Source organism: Chryseobacterium sp. B21-037 (genome assembly GCF_028570785.1).
GTDB lineage: Bacteria > Bacteroidota > Bacteroidia > Flavobacteriales > Weeksellaceae > Chryseobacterium > Chryseobacterium proteolyticum.
This window is the reverse complement of record NZ_JALGCB010000001.1, coordinates 544,917-559,957: the sequence shown is the minus strand read 5'-3', so window position 1 is coordinate 559,957 and position 15,041 is coordinate 544,917. Positions and strand designations below refer to the sequence as shown.

Here is a 15,041-nt window from a genome sequence, read left to right as displayed (position 1 = left end):
ACTTTTATTTTTTAATTAATACTTAATACACAGACTCTGTAACTTTTTTACGGTAATGAACAGGGGATACTCCTTCTTTACTTTTAAAAAACCGACTGAACGTCTGAATATTATCATATCCAAGTTCGTAAGCAATCTCTTTTATGGATAAACCAGAATAATTAATCTGTCTTTTTGCATGAATCATTATTCTATCATGAATTATATGAAGCGGAGCCCGACTAGAAACAAGAGAAAATAAGTTCGACAATGTTTTTGGAGATTTATTGAGTCTGGAAGCATAAAAAGCAACATCGTGATGCTCTGCAAAATGTCTTTCAACCAAATAATTAAATTCCCTGATTACATCACTTTGGCTTTTTTCAAGATTACTAAATTTGTTTGACTGTCTGAGGATTCTTACAGATAAGATTAACATTCTTTTTAATAAAGATTGTAACATGTCTTGCTTAAGAATATCGTTTTTATTTATTTCCGAGCAAAAAATCTCCCAAGATAACTCAAAATCCCTTATCATATCATCATCAACAGTAACGATAGGAATGTCCGAAGCTCCGAAAAACAACATTCCTTTACTACCAACTTCATTATCATGGTTTACAATACAATAAAACGGTTGATTAAATCTTACCATTCTGGCAGACTCAATCTCCAGAGAATCAATCTTATGGAATTCTGTTAGAAATATAATCTGATTCTTTTGAAGAATATAAACATATTTATCTACCTCTATTTTCATGGATTGCCCCGTATTCCATATAAAAGTCATGTCAGTTTTTTGTACGTTTGAAACGATATCAGCATTTGTCTGGTCTAGATTACAGACCTGCAATGTTTCATTTAAATCATTCGTAAAAATCATAATTTTTTAATCTAAATAATTAACATCATAAGTTTTTTGTCCATTAAGTTCATCCAAATGTTTTAAAAAACTTTTTCTTTCTTCCGTCATTTCGGGAACGGGTAAAAATTCATTTTCTGCCACTGGCTGGCCGATCGCTTCAAAAATCTTTTCCAAACCTGCAGGCATAACCGTACAAAGAAGTTTAACAAAAGAATCCGATGTATTTTTAAAACAATGAATTGCACCACCAAGAGGGATTGTTACAAATCCACCTTGAGAAACGACTTCTTTTCCTTTCTCTGTTTTAATTTCAACTTCTCCTTCCAGTACGTAAAATATTTCATGTGTATCCGGATGAGAATGAGGCGGGGGACCGCCTCCGGGCGGAACCGTCATTTCGATGACTGCATAACTTTGATCAGTGTCATCACCTGACACAATTACTCTGTAATTACCGCCCGCAACACCCAATCTTTTTCCTTTTTCTTTATCTCTGATGCTTATCTCTGATTCCATAATTTTCAGCTTAGGGTTTTCTGTAAGCAAATTTACAGACCATATAGCTTCAAAACGTTGACATTTGTCACAATACTCAAATGATAAATAATGAAAAGAAAAAGAAACTATGTTAAAAAAATATCAGGGAATACACTAAAGATCACGATCCGATCAAGATACTTTATCCTGGTTCAAATAATTACTGCAGACTCAGATATTGGAAGTATCGGAATAATAGATCACGTGACATTTCGGAGTAAACAGAAATCCCTATGCATCCTCACGTTAAAAATGAAATTCTTTCTTATTTCAGTATAGGAAAAGTAAAACATTCGGATTCTGAAGATTCACTGAAAATCTTGGTAGCAAGAAACTAATGCTGATGGAAACTGGTAAACGATTTATCATGAAGAAGATATTGACGGACAGGCCAAGTTGCTCGAGAGACTACAAATATATATCGAGTCCGGAGAGAGTCTGAAACCAGAGGTAATCATCCAGGATTTCGATAAGCTCTACAGCAATAACAAATGACGTTTGCTGGGATCTCAATCAGCAAAAACCAAATCCCACTTCAACAGCCAGACCTGAATATTTTTTACAAGATTGTTCGGTATACAAACATTGTCCTTCTAGATTGTCTTAAAATGGTCTTATCGGCCTGCTGCACGTTTATCCAGGCTTTTCTATAATAAATTCGGAGATTATTTTAGAAAAAAATGATTCACTTCTTTTCATAGACGAAAAATTTACTATCGTCACTTCAGCGGAAGTAGAATTGGTTTATTTTTCACAGATGAAAACAGTTCTATTTTTAAAAGAGGCATGTATGGTGGAAATAAAAGGGGTTAAAGTTATTTAATACAAATTAAGACCTACTATCCCCACTTCGTGCTAGATAATAAGTCTTTTAATTTTTTTAATGTAACTTTTAGGATATTTAAATATAAATTAAAAAACAGTCTTAATTAGACTGTTTTTTTAAGTGGTTGCTAAAATCGTCTTTCAGACTCCTGTATAGGAAGATCATTTACGCTTGCAAAACGTCTCTGCATCAAACCATTCTCATCAAATTCCCAGTTTTCATTACCATAAGCTCTGAACCACTGGCCTTCTGCATTATGATATTCATATTCGTAACGTACAGCAATACGGTTATCCGTAAAAGCCCACAGTTCTTTTTTCAATTTATAATCCAATTCTTTTTGCCACTTTCCTGTTAGAAATTTTATAATTTCTTCACGGCCTGTTATAAATTCAGAACGATTGCGCCACTGGCTGTCAACTGTATATGCTAATGCTATTTTTTCAGGATCTTTAGAATTCCAAGCGTCTTCTGCCAACTGTACTTTTTGTATAGCAGTTTCCTGAGTAAATGGAGGTAAAGGATGTTTCTGTTCCATCTTGTTATATATTAAAGGAGATTGAAATTGTATTTAATTTGAGTGTAAAGAAAGCATAGTTTCAACACCTGGTTTTAAAATCTGAAGTCTTTCTCTAATTCCCAAAATATCGAAAGCCTCTTCCAAATTGGCATTGTTTTCTGTATAATGTGACCATCCTTCCGAATGTAAAGGAATAATAATTGATTTTGGAAAAACATGAGCGGTATCTAGAACATCGTTGGTACCCATTGTTAAGTTAAATGGTCCCCTGGGACGAGCCGCTCCTGCAAATGCGAAAATGTAGGCCGGATTTATTGTTTTCCCGAGATTTTCAATTTCATTGTAGAAGACGGTATCTCCGGTAATATATAATTCAAAATTATTTTTTCCTGAAACGGCAATATGAAATCCTATAACATCGCCTGCTAGCTTTTCTATTCCTGCGGGACCGTGGCGGGCAGAAGTAGCTGTTATTCTGATTTCGTCCCCAGCAGGGGAACTATAAGCTATATATTCTTTAGGATCTAAACCGATACTGTTTCCTTTTAATCTTTCCGCTCCTTTTTTCGTGGTCAGCGTTGCTTTCACTTCTTTTAGGTATTCCCGGCCCATGTTATCTAAATTATCAAAATGCTGATCATGACTCAATAAAACAATGTCAACGGGCTTTCCGGGAATTATTGCAGGTCCCGACAACTTTGACTCTTTCATTTTTTCATTTAAAATGAATGAAGTTCCTTCAGGATCTAAAGTAGGATCAGTCATTATACGAAATCCGCCAATATTAAGAAGTACTGTAGGACCTCCGATATATGTGGCAGTCATGAGAATATTATTTCCCGTATCTGTAGTTTTGATATTTCTTTCCATGATTTTAATTATAATTCTATTGAAACAAATTTACAGCAGCTGCACATTCAAAACGTTGATATTTGTCACAAACTCACAATCGACAGAAAAATCAATTACCGAAAGCTTTGTTTACGGATTCTGCTTAATGTCTCTCTTGAAATTCCCAAATAAGAGGCAATCTGATGCAATGGAAATCTTTGGATCATTTCAGGATGAAGTTTAACGAAACTCTTATATCGTTCCAAAGCACTCAGGCTAATCGCATCGTCAACACGTTTTTGCGTTGCGATATGGTTGTTTTCACTCATCTTCCAAAACATGGCTTTAATAGCCGGAATTTCCAGAAACGCATCCAGATTAGGTCTTGGTAACACTAATAATTCTGTGTCTTCCCATGCTTCAATATAATATTTTGAAGGTGTTTGATTAATAAAACTCTGCCGGTCTACAATCCACCAATTTTCTATTGCCAATTGAAGAATGTATTCGATGCCGTGGCTGTCTACACTGAACATCCGGATTGCTCCATTAAGAATAAAACCTGTGTATGGACACGCATTACCCTCCTCCAAAAAATATTGTTTTTTTCGCAACTTTTTAGGAAGCAACAACGATTGAATTGTTATTTTTTCTTCGGACGAAAGCCCTGAATTGCTGTAACGTTCTATATAATCAAAAAGCGGTTCGTACATTTTTAATAATTATTTGTTAGTTGGCAACCATAAAAGTCGCTTATTATCAAAATTAAAAAAATTCCCGCTTTTTTCATATTTGTATATTTTATTAATTTAAATAGTAGTGAGTATTAAAATCACCCTGTAAGTTTTATAGGGTGATTTCAAAAAGTGAACAACTTATTTAACTTTTCTGTCTAAAAAATTTTCAATAATTGCCGCAATTTCGTCACCATGACTCTCTAAAGCAAAGTGACCAGCTTCAAACAAATGGAATTCAAGATTTTTTACATCTTTCTTAAATGCTTCTGCCCCTGAACCCGGAAAAATGTAATCATCCTTGCCGTAAACAATAAGCATTTCCGGTTGATAATCTCTGAAATATTGCTGCCAACTCGTGTACAAAGGGATATTATTCTGATAATCATAGAATAAAGCTAATTGTATTGCTCCGTTTTCAGGTCTTTCCAAATGTCTCAGGTCAATTTCCCAGTTATCCGGAGAAATTACGCTTGGATCCGTTACACTGTGGGTATATTGCCATTTCAGACCATTGAGGTCATGGAAACCCCTTAATGTATTTTCAGCTTCTTTATTGTTACGATCTTTCCAATAGGCTTTAATCGGATCCCAGAACGCTTCCAGCCCCTCTTCATAGGCACAACCGTTCTGTACAATTAATGAATCTATTTTTTCAGGGAATGCACTGGCAATTCTAAAACCGATGGGAGCTCCATAATCCATCAGATAAAGACTGTATTTTTTAATATCAAGTTTTGCTAACAACTCTGTCACTATTTTTGCAAAATTATCAAAAGTGTATTCGAATTCACTCATAGGTGGCTGCTCACTTCTTCCATAGCCTGGATAATCAGGAGCAATCAGATGATATTTATCTGAAAGATCATTGATAAGATTTCTGTACATGTGCGATGAGGTCGGATAACCATGTAACAAAACTAATGTCGGATTTTTTCTGTCACCTGCCTCTCTGTAAAAAATTTCTATTCCGTTGATATCAATTGTATTGAATGTTGTCTTCATTGTTGTAAGTATTTAAGTTTAAGATTTATTTTAAATTATAAGTGTTGATTAGTTTTTAGAGATTGGAGCCAGCTTTGGAAAGTCAATATCTGTATCTGCCAAAATATTTGCATAATTAGTAAAAATGCTGAGTGATACCTGAGCTAAAATTTCCAGAATCTGAGCGTCATTGTAACCTGCTGCTCTTACTCTTTCTAAAGATTCATTAGAAACTACTCCTTTAGTATTCAGAATTTCTTTAGCAAAAACCAGGGCTGCATTTACCTTCTGATCTGAAGAAACTCCATTTCTTGCATCGTTAATATCCTGTTCGCTGATTCCCATTTTGCCACCGACAAAACTGTGTGCAGCGTTGCAATAGTTACATCCGTTTTCGTTGGCTACGGTAAGTGCAATCAGTTCTCCTAATTTTCCTCCAAGCGAAGAATAACTTAATCCGGCATTGAAACCCAGATATCCATTAAGTACCGCTGGAGAATTTCCTAAAGTTCTCATCATGTTGGGAACCATTCCCATTTTAGATTTTACAGTCTCGAAAAGTTCTTTTGTTTTTCCGGTAGCTTCCTCCGGATTTAATGCTTTAATGCGTGCCATAATAATATTGTTTTTAAATTATTAAATATGTTTGTCGTTATTGACGGTACAAAATTGTGAATTTGAACCAGGCAACAGTTAGGCATCATTTCCCGAAGAGTTGGCAATTTTTCTAAGCGTTATTTTTCTTAAATTTTTTAACAATTATTTTTTTTAAAATGACAAAATATCAATTCCAAGATGGTCTTTTATCATTTAATAAACTGATAATCAGGTTTTTTAGATATAAAATTTAAAAATTGATTGACATTTATCACAGTTTTTTTGTATCAAATATCACCGTTTTAGGGCTTGCAATGAGCATAATTTTGTCCTGTACAACAATCATATAATTTCTGTTGTAGCAAAAACAAATTTTTATTAACATTTAAATAATTACATTATGCACACAAAAGCATTCAACCCGGAAAACGCAGCAATGCTGCTAATTGATCACCAAGTAGGAACAATGGCATGGACACATTCTCATGACATTAATTTAGTAAAGCAAAACGCAATTAAACTGGCAAAAATTGCAAAAGCGCTTAATATGCCTGTAATTCTTACTTCAAGTATGGAAGAGTATGTACAGGGACCGTTGATTCCTGAACTTGAAGAAATTTTACCGGAAGCATTCAAAGCACGTATTAAACGTCCGGGAATTGTAAATGCCATGCACCATGACGGTTTTAATAAAGCAGTAAAAGATTTAGGACGTAAAAAACTTTTCGTAGCCGGAGTCACTACTGAAATCTGTGTTACTTTCCCGGTTTTACAGATGTTAGATGAAGGATATGAAGTGCAGGTTTCTGCGGATGCATCGGCTTCTTATACAAAATATGGAGATAATCTAGCTTTGGAAAGAATGAGACAGGCAGGAGCTATTATTACAACAGTTGACCAGATTATTTCTGAATTGGCTATCGACTGGACAAGCCCTAACGGACAGAAATTGGTAGGAATTTTAAACTATCATTAATCGTCAATTTAACAAAAAGAAACACGGGTTCTGTGGAACTACCTGTGTTTCTTTTTTTATTAAAATCAAAGTTATGAAAATTATAAAAGCTTCAGAAAAACATACTCACGGAAATTCTACTTTTCAAGTGGAAATTCTATACCCTGGTGCCAATTTGGATAAAACAGATACCGGCTTTTTTACCATTGGAAGAATTGATCATGCGCTATTCAAACCTCCCGGACTGGTGCCGATGCATCCTCATCAGAACGATGAAATTTTATCTTACATGCGCTCAGGAAAAATGATTCACAAAGACAGTACCGGACATGAAGAGCATTTGAATAGCTCTTATATGATGATGATGAACGCCGGAAGTGGTATTTCACACGAGGAAAGTTCAGAAGAAAACGTTGAAATGCTTCAGATCTTTATGCGCCCTACAGAAAATGATTTGCCTCCGAAGGTTCAGTTTCATCAGTTTGAAAATATTTACAGCGATAATATTTGGCGTTTAGTTGCGGGAAATCAAAAACACGCTCCTTTGAAATTAAGAGTGGAAACTAATATTTTTGATATAAGATTAAACAAAAAAAATTCTATTAAAGTTCCTGAAAATTATGATAAGATTATTAATTTTCTTTACTGTTTTAATGGAAATATTAAAATCGGAAATGAGACAGTTACAAAAGGGGATTCTGTGATTTTTGAAGAAAATTTAATTATTGAAGCTGAAACAGAGAGTAATCTGGTTTTATTTCAAATTAAAAAAAATGCAGAATATAGTGATACCGGAATGTTTAGTGGTAACAAGTTTTACATTTGATTTTACCTATAAGCTACTTTGAGACAATTTGTTGAATTCCCTCCATACTCTGCTGTATAATTTGTCCCGATATACAATTTATCCAGATTCGTTCCGTCTTCATAGTAACCGATCGGCAGGGTGTGGTTTCTTGCGCTAAGATTTGCTGTGGCCAACAAATCTCAGGTCCATACGTTTGAAGACTTCAGTCTGTTCATATTTTGCAAGTTTTATAAAATCTTAAGTTTAGCAGTCCTAGTTTTAAACTTTGTTAACAACTCCTTAAAAAAACTATTATAATCCCTTCTGTACTGTAAGCATCCAGGAGCCGAACGTTATACACTGGTTTCCATGTATACAGAAGCAATAACTTATTTCACACCACATGCATATTTTGAGCCATTACCTAATTATTACACTTCTTTGAAATGATATCAAAAATACTCCATTCTTTCACAAAATAGCTTCCAAGCTCAAATAACTATTGATAATTCGTTTTTTTCTAAGATCTTGTAATTCATTATATTGATATTAACTAACAAAGCAAAGTCGCCCTTTCATTAGTAGTTCTTTTTTTATCGCTAAACTAAAAATTAGTCCTTAAGTTTTGCTAAAAAATTTTGTAAATTTGTAAAATATTATTTAGTCAAGCGGAATGGTAGAAAAAATTGCAGTAATCGGCGGCCTTGGCACTTTATCCGGTGGCGACCTGTTCTTCAAATTACTCAAAAACAAGAAAGTTCTTAAAAATCAATTGGGCTACCACTTTATCTTTGAACAGCAACCCTACAGCCAGATTAACCTCCCCTTACATCAGGAAGAGGATATCAGATCAAGAAAATTTTATACATATAATGTTAGTAAGAATTTTGAGAAAAGAGATGTCACTAAAATACTACTGCCCTGTTTTGCAAGCCATTCTTTCATTGATGAGCTACAGAAGGAAATTTCTATTACGATCGTAAATATATATGATGCTCTTGCCGCTTATATACGTTCGAGATTCTCCTCTGGAACCAGAATTGGTATACTTACCTCTGATTTTGTTAGGCAGAGCAAAAAGCTTGACGAATATTTTCTTGATTATGAACTCATATTTCCTATTGATCAGGATAAGTTGATGGAAGCAATATATGGTAAATATGGAATAAAAAACGGATATTTTGAAGGCCTATCATTCGAGTACATTTACAAAATCTGTGCAGAACTAACTGAAGGCGGCTGTGATATTATTTTGCCAGGTATCACTGAACTCTCACTAATTACTGAATTATTGCATAGACGTGGTATCCAAATGATTGATGTGAATCAAGTGTATGCAGACTATGCCCTGCTGAATCCTAACAGTAATGTAGAAAAGTCTTTTAAAATAGGTATCCTTGGAGGAGTCGGGCCATCAGCTACAGTAGACTTCATGAACAAGATTATACAGAGTACACCTGCCCAAAAAGATCAGGATCATATCAAAATGGTAGTCGAACAAAATCCGCAAATTCCCGATAGAACTGCTAATCTTATTCGGCAGGAAACTGATCCTACTGTAGCCATGTTTTCAACTTGTAAGCGATTAGAGGCGGAAGGTGCAGATGCGATCGCCATTCCGTGCAATACGGCTCATGCTTTTGTCAAAGATATTCAGGAGCATCTGGGAATTCCAATTATTAATATGCTGAACATTACCGCTGAGCATATTCTACAAAATTATGGTTATATAAAAGTTGGTCTGCTTGCTACCAGTGGAACTTTACATAGTAGGGTTTATCATGATGTGCTAAATGAGATGAAATTGGAAGTTATTATACCCGATACAAAACATCAGGAGTATGTTATGGAAAGTATTTATGGTCAATTAGGTGTAAAAGCAGGATTTGCTGAAGGTATTTGTAAGGAATATGTACTCAAAGCCGCTGACTTTTTGATTCATGAAGGTGCTGATGTGATCATCCTTGGTTGTACCGAATTGCCATTAATGTTCTCATCGGAAGACACTATTATAAGTAAGGGGAGAAAAGTTACTTTAGTAGATCCCACACTAATTTTAGCTAAGAAAATAGTTGATCTTTCAACAGTACAATGAATCATATAGATTTGAAGTTCTGATGACTATTAATATATTTTTTTAGAATATTTTATCATTGAAAATTTTGCGACATTTCCAGGCAGTATATTGAACCCTATTGAAATATTGCTCGTAAAGAGAAACTGCAGGACCGACTACTAAAATTGCAAAGCCACAATCGGAAATCTTATTGGCTCCCAACGGAATAAGCCACACCCTGATTTGCTCCTAAAAATCCCATTTTGGAATAATTCAGGTCATTTCTGTTTTTCAAATAATTATAAGCGGAAACAGCATCATCCGATAAGTCATTAATATCTGCGGAGAAAAAATTACCAGTTGATTTTCCAGTCCCCTTTTATCAGCTTTTCATTATAGTACACGGTATCCTCTGTTATATACAGCTCAAAATTCTTTCTTCCACTTACACGGTAATATGAAAGCCCATCAAATCCCCCGTGATTCGTTCGATGCCTGCAGAACCGTGTCGTGATTGAGTTGCCAGTATCTTAATCTGATCGCCGGAAGCTGTGCAATATGTTCAATTTTGAAAAGAGGGGAAGGTTAACTGAGTTTCGCTATAATCTTTCAGCACCACCTTTAGTGGTCAGAATATCATCTGTTTTTATTTTTAGTTAGGAATTACCCTTTTATACGATTGCGCAAAGTACTTAGTTCTTCCTCTAGCTTTTCAATATATTCCAACTTAGGTCCAAGTATTTCTGTAATTTCCGACTCGGTGTATCTCGGTATAATATGTTGTGGGCAGTTCCAGTCGTAAGCTTCGATCCGAAAGATCAGCATTCGCTCCGGTTTGAATTTATAATCATTAGGTTTCAATTCTTTAAATAGAGCCGGATCGTCCTCAATTTCTATAACCTCAGCCTTAGCATAGATTTTTAATCTTGCACGCATAGGATATGACATCATTATCAGTGATACCTTATTATTGGTGACAATATTTCCAACGGAAATATATTGCTTATTCCCACTGAAATCAATCATACCAAGGGTCTCCTTATCAATAACTTTAACAAAGCCTTTTGGACCACCACGATGCTGAATATAAGGAAATCCATTTTCGCCAAATGAAGCCAGATAGAAGCTATCCATCCCACTTATAAAACCCTTTTCAACTTCTGTCAGACCATCGCGGTAACTTTGTTTTTCCATCCGTTCATAGATATCACGGCTTCCCTGTTGTTCCTGGATCGCCTTAATTACTTCTGTAAATGCTGTGTTTGCATAATTCATCTGCTGTAGTTTTTTGATAGTTTTAAATAGACTGGATCTGTCTGATCATCTGATTGCTAAATCCCCATTCATTGTCATACCATGCCATAACCTTTACCAGGTCACCATCAACAACACGGGTCATTTCCAAATCAACAGTTGAAGCAAATGGACTTTTGATGATGTCAGTAGATACAAGAGGTTCGTCTGTTACAGAAATAACTTTACTATACCGCTCAGTTTTTGATTCTTCAGTCAAAATTTGGTTAATTTCTTCAATGCTCGTAGGTCTTTCTGCAACAAAAGTTATGTCGGATATAGAGCCTACAGGAACTGGTACTCGAACTGCTATACCATCAAACTTTCCTACATACTGAGGTAGGGCTTTTGTTGTTGCTATAGCAGCCCCTGTAGCAGCTGGTGCCAGATTGATACCTGCTGCTCTGCCCATACGGGGCTCTTTCTTAGATGGGGCATCAATTAGGGTCTGAGATGCTGTATAACCATGTGTTGTATTCAAAATTGCTTTTTTGATACCAAGTCGTCTTCCCAGTATTTCAATAATGGGGCTAATGTTATTGGTAGTACAGCTTGCACATGAAAAAACTGAAACTTTACCGTCCTCTGTATTTACACCATGTACGACAGTTGGAGTATCCTTGGTCGGACCGGAAATCACCACAAATTTTGCACCGGCTGTAAGGTGCTTCTCAGCATCATTTTTATTGGTGAACAAACCTGTACTTTCAATGATTATTTCTGCGCCTATTTCTTTCCATGGTAAACTTTCTATGTCCGTGACGTTAGTATATTTAACTGGCTTACCATTCACAACAATTGTATCACCAGCAATCTGAACATCTTTTTCATATTTGCCATAGTTACTGTCGTATTTGAGCAGGTACACAGCATTTTCTATACTCATTAGATCATTGATACCAACTACTTCAAGATCATTCGTATCAAAAATGATTTTTAAGGCAGCACGGCCAATACGGCCAAATCCGTTAATAGCGATTTTTTTCATTTTGTTACTTTTTTAATATATTTGGAATTGTGAAATTTGAATGAAATTACAACATATTTTCTACATTTATGTCATGTTCACAGTCGGAATAACCTTGGAACCAATTAGTTCTATGGCCTTCATTAACTGGCTGTGTGAAAGACCGGCATTGTCCATCTGAAAAGTGAATCTTTGGATACCTCCGAGTGACTCACTGTGATTAATTATTTTTTCTGCTACCGCTTCGGGACCACCTACTACTAATACACCTTTGGGACTGACATTTAAATCAAACTGAGAACGTGTGATTGGCGCCCACCCTCTTTCTTTGCCAATTCTGTTCCACTGATCAACATGTCCGGGATAATATTCGGCGATAGCATTCATATCGTTTTCAGCAACATAACCAGGTGAATGCAGACCGACCTTTAAATCCTCGGGTCTAAATCCAGCCTTAGCTCCTGCTTCTCTGTATATATCAACCAAAGGTCTAAATCGTTCCGTAAAACCACCAATGACAGCTACCATTAGTGGTAATCCTAATCGGCCTGCCCTTTCAAAAGAGGCTGGAGTACCGCCCACTCCCAACCAAATAGGGAGCTTTTCTTGCAAAGGTCTTGGATAAACTGGAAGATTGTCTAACTTTGAACGAAATTTACCGCTCCAAGTCACGAATTCGTTTTTACGGATTTCCAGCAAAAGATTCAGTTTTTCATGGAACAGCTCATCATAGTCGCTGAGATTCAGTCCGAAAAGCGGGTACGCTTCTATCGAGGATCCCCTGCCAACAACCATTTCTGTTCTTCCCTCAGAAATAATATCCAGAGTTGCAAAACTCTGGAAAAGCCGGACGGGATCTGCAGCTCCAAGAACTACTACTGCGCTTGCCAGCCGTATCTTCTTGGTACGAGCTGCTGCGGCAGCTAAAATAACTGCAGGAGCAGAATCTAAAAATCCTTTTTTATGGTGTTCACCAATCCCAAACACGGATAATCCTACCTGGTCGGCAAGCTCGATACGCTCAAGCAATTCTTTCATTGCAAGATCTGGTGTAATTCCTGTAGTGCCATACATGGCAGATGCAAAACTGTCAATTCCTATTTCCATAATAAATATTTGCTTTTGAATGAAAGCGGCTAACATTTAGCTGGCCGCTTAAAATTATTTCTTCAGAAATGCTTTAGCCTTCTTGTACCTGCTTTACAAATTGCAGATCTCCAGCTAATTTGACATCTTCTCCAATCATTAGCCCGCCTGTTTCCAGGGCAGCATTCCATGTCAAACCAAAGTCTTTTCTGTTGACTTTTCCTTCAAAAGAAAAGCCAGCTCTCGAATTTCCATAAGGATCTACTTCGATCCCGTTAAAATCCAGGTCGATGGTAACAGGCTTAGTAATTCCATTGATGGTAAGATTACCTGTAAGCCCATCACTAACATTTAGTGCTGAAGACTCAAAAGTGATGGTTGGATTTTGTTCCACATTGAAGAAATCAGCGGATTTCAGATGGTTATCACGATCAGTATTATTGGTTGAAATCGAATCGGTTTTGATCGTTACTCTCGTTTTTGCATTAGTAAACGTATCATCCTCAGTATCCACTTCCACATTAAAATCTGTGAAGCTTCCTCTTACGTTAGAAATCATCATGTGCTTTACTTTAAAAGTAATATCACTGTGCGTTGGGTCAAGATTCCATTTTGTTGCCATGTTTGTAAATTTTTAAGTGTTATTTATAATTAATTTTTATTTCTATTAGTAACTTCTTAGAGCAAGAAGATTATATATTGATAATCGTATCTGAATTACTGTCGTTCTTAAAGTTTGTATGTCAAAGTTCAGCTATTGTCAAAAGATAGGGAATGATGTTTATCAAAAAATACGATTGATAAATGTCAAGCCTAGTCGATCTGATAAAGTCCAAAAAGATTTCCGTCAAATAAAAGATGACTGTAAGCATAGCTTTCACATGTCCTGATAATACCATCAACAGGTTCAACTCCAGCTTTTAGCAAAATATCCACGGATTTTTCTAGGTCGTCCACCTGGAAACCTATCACAATATCGCCGTCTCTAAAAATCATTTGAGGACCGACCAGACCTGTTCCATAAATCTCCAATACTGTATTATCATTTAGCTTATAGGCCGAAAGGCCTGGATCTCCCAGCATGTTTTTTGCTCCCAATACCTTTGCAAGTGCTTCCCAGTATTGCGCAGTTTCAGGTTTGCCATTTATAGAAATTCGAAGCGGAATTTTATTTTTTCTCATAGTTTGAAATCTTAATTTTTGAACTTAAGAATGATAAAATGAAAAACACTTTCGTTTTATCATTCTTTAATAAATCCGATAGCTTTATTCAAAACGACAAGCTTCTTCAAAGGCCAGACGCGGATCACGCGGATGCAATTTGGAATCATCTCCATAACCGATCGTGCAGATGAAATTTGCCTTCCATGAAGTCCCTTTAAAAAATGTTTCATCGATAATATTATTATGGAATCCGGACATTGGACATACATCCAGTCCGAGACCACGTGCCGCGATCATGAGATAAGCTCCAGTTAGGGAACTGCTCCTGTAGGCTATAGATTCAGCAAAGCTGGGATCATTTTCAAACATTGGTTTAACATCTATTCTCGGAAATAGTTTTGGTGCCTCCCGCCAAAAAAGCTCGTCCTGTGCTATGATCGCGGTCACTGGTGCTGACTTAACCTGTCCTAGATTGCTCCCCATCCCTTCTAATGCGGGATAAAGTTTTTCTTTCCCTGCTTCACTTCGAACAAATATAATTCGGGCAGGTTGCAGGTTGCCGCTTGTCGGACCATATTTTACGATCTCATATAGTTTTTTTAAGTCTTCATCTGAGACTGCCTTATCCGTCCAATGGTGGTGTGATCTTGCTTTGGTAAAAAGCTGATCAAAAACATCGGTAGAAAGAATTTTTCTATCTAAACTTTCGGCATCATTGTAATTTGTGTGAGGATTTGAATTTGTTGTCATTATAGTAAATTTTAATTGTCCTTATATTATCTAATGTATTCTTTGTTTATAGGGACATTGCCCTTGATTCATTTTGATGTTACAAATTTGCGTTAATCATAAATAAGCAT

At 36.0% G+C, this 15,041-nt stretch carries 16 protein-coding genes; 3 read left to right on the top strand and 13 right to left on the bottom strand.

Going from position 1 to position 15,041, the window contains the following annotated elements:
- Positions 1-22 precede the first annotated feature (22 nt).
- The 7 genes from MTQ00_RS02530 to MTQ00_RS02500 form a co-directional block, all read right to left on the bottom strand.
- Positions 23-862, bottom strand: coding sequence for an AraC family transcriptional regulator (locus MTQ00_RS02530; protein ID WP_273647602.1), 840 nt, complete (start codon positions 860-862; stop codon positions 23-25).
- 6 nt (positions 863-868) lie between these two features.
- Positions 869-1,360, bottom strand: a complete 492-nt coding sequence (locus MTQ00_RS02525) for a cupin domain-containing protein (protein WP_273647601.1) — start codon at positions 1,358-1,360, stop codon at positions 869-871.
- Between the two features lie 974 nt (positions 1,361-2,334).
- Positions 2,335-2,745 (bottom strand): nuclear transport factor 2 family protein, encoded by a 411-nt coding sequence (locus tag MTQ00_RS02520; RefSeq protein WP_273647600.1) that lies wholly within the window; start codon positions 2,743-2,745, stop codon positions 2,335-2,337.
- Positions 2,746-2,778: 33 nt separating this feature from the next.
- Positions 2,779-3,597 carry an MBL fold metallo-hydrolase gene (locus MTQ00_RS02515; protein WP_273647599.1) on the bottom strand — a complete coding sequence of 273 codons (819 nt, stop codon included), beginning with the start codon at positions 3,595-3,597 and terminating at the stop codon, positions 2,779-2,781.
- A gap of 95 nt (positions 3,598-3,692) precedes the next feature.
- Complete coding sequence (locus MTQ00_RS02510) at positions 3,693-4,271, bottom strand: Crp/Fnr family transcriptional regulator (protein ID WP_273647598.1); 579 nt, start codon at positions 4,269-4,271, stop codon at positions 3,693-3,695.
- 162 nt (positions 4,272-4,433) lie between these two features.
- Positions 4,434-5,297 carry an alpha/beta fold hydrolase gene (locus MTQ00_RS02505; protein ID WP_273647597.1) on the bottom strand — a complete coding sequence of 288 codons (864 nt, stop codon included), beginning with the start codon at positions 5,295-5,297 and terminating at the stop codon, positions 4,434-4,436.
- A gap of 48 nt (positions 5,298-5,345) precedes the next feature.
- Positions 5,346-5,891, bottom strand: coding sequence for a carboxymuconolactone decarboxylase family protein (locus MTQ00_RS02500; RefSeq protein ID WP_273647596.1), 546 nt, complete (start codon positions 5,889-5,891; stop codon positions 5,346-5,348).
- A gap of 382 nt (positions 5,892-6,273) precedes the next feature.
- Here MTQ00_RS02500 and MTQ00_RS02495 point away from each other — a divergent pair, with 382 nt between their 5' ends.
- The 3 genes from MTQ00_RS02495 (at position 6,274) to MTQ00_RS02485 (ending at position 9,710) form a co-directional block, all read left to right on the top strand.
- Positions 6,274-6,849: an isochorismatase family protein gene (locus tag MTQ00_RS02495; RefSeq protein WP_273647595.1), complete on the top strand. Its 576-nt coding sequence runs from the start codon at positions 6,274-6,276 to the stop codon at positions 6,847-6,849.
- A 73-nt stretch (positions 6,850-6,922) separates the two neighbouring features.
- Positions 6,923-7,654: a pirin family protein gene (locus MTQ00_RS02490; RefSeq protein ID WP_273647594.1), complete on the top strand. Its 732-nt coding sequence runs from the start codon at positions 6,923-6,925 to the stop codon at positions 7,652-7,654.
- Between the two features lie 634 nt (positions 7,655-8,288).
- The gene (locus tag MTQ00_RS02485; RefSeq protein ID WP_273647593.1) at positions 8,289-9,710 is read left to right on the top strand and encodes an amino acid racemase; all 1,422 of its coding nucleotides are present in this window, start codon (positions 8,289-8,291) and stop codon (positions 9,708-9,710) included.
- Between the two features lie 624 nt (positions 9,711-10,334).
- Here the strand turns inward: MTQ00_RS02485 and MTQ00_RS02480 are convergent.
- The 6 genes from MTQ00_RS02480 to MTQ00_RS02455 all read right to left on the bottom strand — a co-directional run bounded on the left by MTQ00_RS02480 (position 10,335) and on the right by MTQ00_RS02455 (position 14,931).
- Positions 10,335-10,946, bottom strand: coding sequence for a pyridoxamine 5'-phosphate oxidase family protein (locus MTQ00_RS02480; protein WP_273647592.1), 612 nt, complete (start codon positions 10,944-10,946; stop codon positions 10,335-10,337).
- Between the two features lie 22 nt (positions 10,947-10,968).
- Positions 10,969-11,952: a type I glyceraldehyde-3-phosphate dehydrogenase gene (locus MTQ00_RS02475; RefSeq protein WP_273647591.1), complete on the bottom strand. Its 984-nt coding sequence runs from the start codon at positions 11,950-11,952 to the stop codon at positions 10,969-10,971.
- A 66-nt stretch (positions 11,953-12,018) separates the two neighbouring features.
- The gene (locus MTQ00_RS02470) at positions 12,019-13,038 is read right to left on the bottom strand and encodes an Atu2307/SP_0267 family LLM class monooxygenase (RefSeq protein ID WP_273647590.1); all 1,020 of its coding nucleotides are present in this window, start codon (positions 13,036-13,038) and stop codon (positions 12,019-12,021) included.
- Between the two features lie 73 nt (positions 13,039-13,111).
- Positions 13,112-13,639, bottom strand: coding sequence for a YceI family protein (locus MTQ00_RS02465; protein WP_273647589.1), 528 nt, complete (start codon positions 13,637-13,639; stop codon positions 13,112-13,114).
- A 191-nt stretch (positions 13,640-13,830) separates the two neighbouring features.
- On the bottom strand, positions 13,831-14,199 hold the full coding sequence (locus MTQ00_RS02460; protein WP_273647588.1) for a VOC family protein: 369 nt from the start codon (positions 14,197-14,199) through the stop codon (positions 13,831-13,833).
- Positions 14,200-14,283: 84 nt separating this feature from the next.
- Positions 14,284-14,931 carry a malonic semialdehyde reductase gene (locus MTQ00_RS02455; RefSeq protein ID WP_273647587.1) on the bottom strand — a complete coding sequence of 216 codons (648 nt, stop codon included), beginning with the start codon at positions 14,929-14,931 and terminating at the stop codon, positions 14,284-14,286.
- Between the last annotated feature and the right edge of the window lie 110 nt (positions 14,932-15,041).

Coding starts and splice junctions, on each gene's coding strand:
- MTQ00_RS02460 (WP_273647588.1), bottom strand. CDS start 14,199: ATGAGAAAAAATAAAATTCCGCTTCGAATTTCTATAAATGGCAAACCT.
- MTQ00_RS02520 (WP_273647600.1), bottom strand. CDS start 2,745: ATGGAACAGAAACATCCTTTACCTCCATTTACTCAGGAAACTGCTATA.
- MTQ00_RS02505 (WP_273647597.1), bottom strand. CDS start 5,297: ATGAAGACAACATTCAATACAATTGATATCAACGGAATAGAAATTTTT.
- MTQ00_RS02490 (WP_273647594.1), top strand. CDS start 6,923: ATGAAAATTATAAAAGCTTCAGAAAAACATACTCACGGAAATTCTACT.
- MTQ00_RS02525 (WP_273647601.1), bottom strand. CDS start 1,360: ATGGAATCAGAGATAAGCATCAGAGATAAAGAAAAAGGAAAAAGATTG.
- MTQ00_RS02455 (WP_273647587.1), bottom strand. CDS start 14,931: ATGACAACAAATTCAAATCCTCACACAAATTACAATGATGCCGAAAGT.
- MTQ00_RS02480 (WP_273647592.1), bottom strand. CDS start 10,946: ATGAATTATGCAAACACAGCATTTACAGAAGTAATTAAGGCGATCCAG.
- MTQ00_RS02515 (WP_273647599.1), bottom strand. CDS start 3,597: ATGGAAAGAAATATCAAAACTACAGATACGGGAAATAATATTCTCATG.
- MTQ00_RS02470 (WP_273647590.1), bottom strand. CDS start 13,038: ATGGAAATAGGAATTGACAGTTTTGCATCTGCCATGTATGGCACTACA.
- MTQ00_RS02510 (WP_273647598.1), bottom strand. CDS start 4,271: ATGTACGAACCGCTTTTTGATTATATAGAACGTTACAGCAATTCAGGG.
- MTQ00_RS02530 (WP_273647602.1), bottom strand. CDS start 862: ATGATTTTTACGAATGATTTAAATGAAACATTGCAGGTCTGTAATCTA.
- MTQ00_RS02465 (WP_273647589.1), bottom strand. CDS start 13,639: ATGGCAACAAAATGGAATCTTGACCCAACGCACAGTGATATTACTTTT.
- MTQ00_RS02500 (WP_273647596.1), bottom strand. CDS start 5,891: ATGGCACGCATTAAAGCATTAAATCCGGAGGAAGCTACCGGAAAAACA.
- MTQ00_RS02495 (WP_273647595.1), top strand. CDS start 6,274: ATGCACACAAAAGCATTCAACCCGGAAAACGCAGCAATGCTGCTAATT.
- MTQ00_RS02485 (WP_273647593.1), top strand. CDS start 8,289: ATGGTAGAAAAAATTGCAGTAATCGGCGGCCTTGGCACTTTATCCGGT.
- MTQ00_RS02475 (WP_273647591.1), bottom strand. CDS start 11,952: ATGAAAAAAATCGCTATTAACGGATTTGGCCGTATTGGCCGTGCTGCC.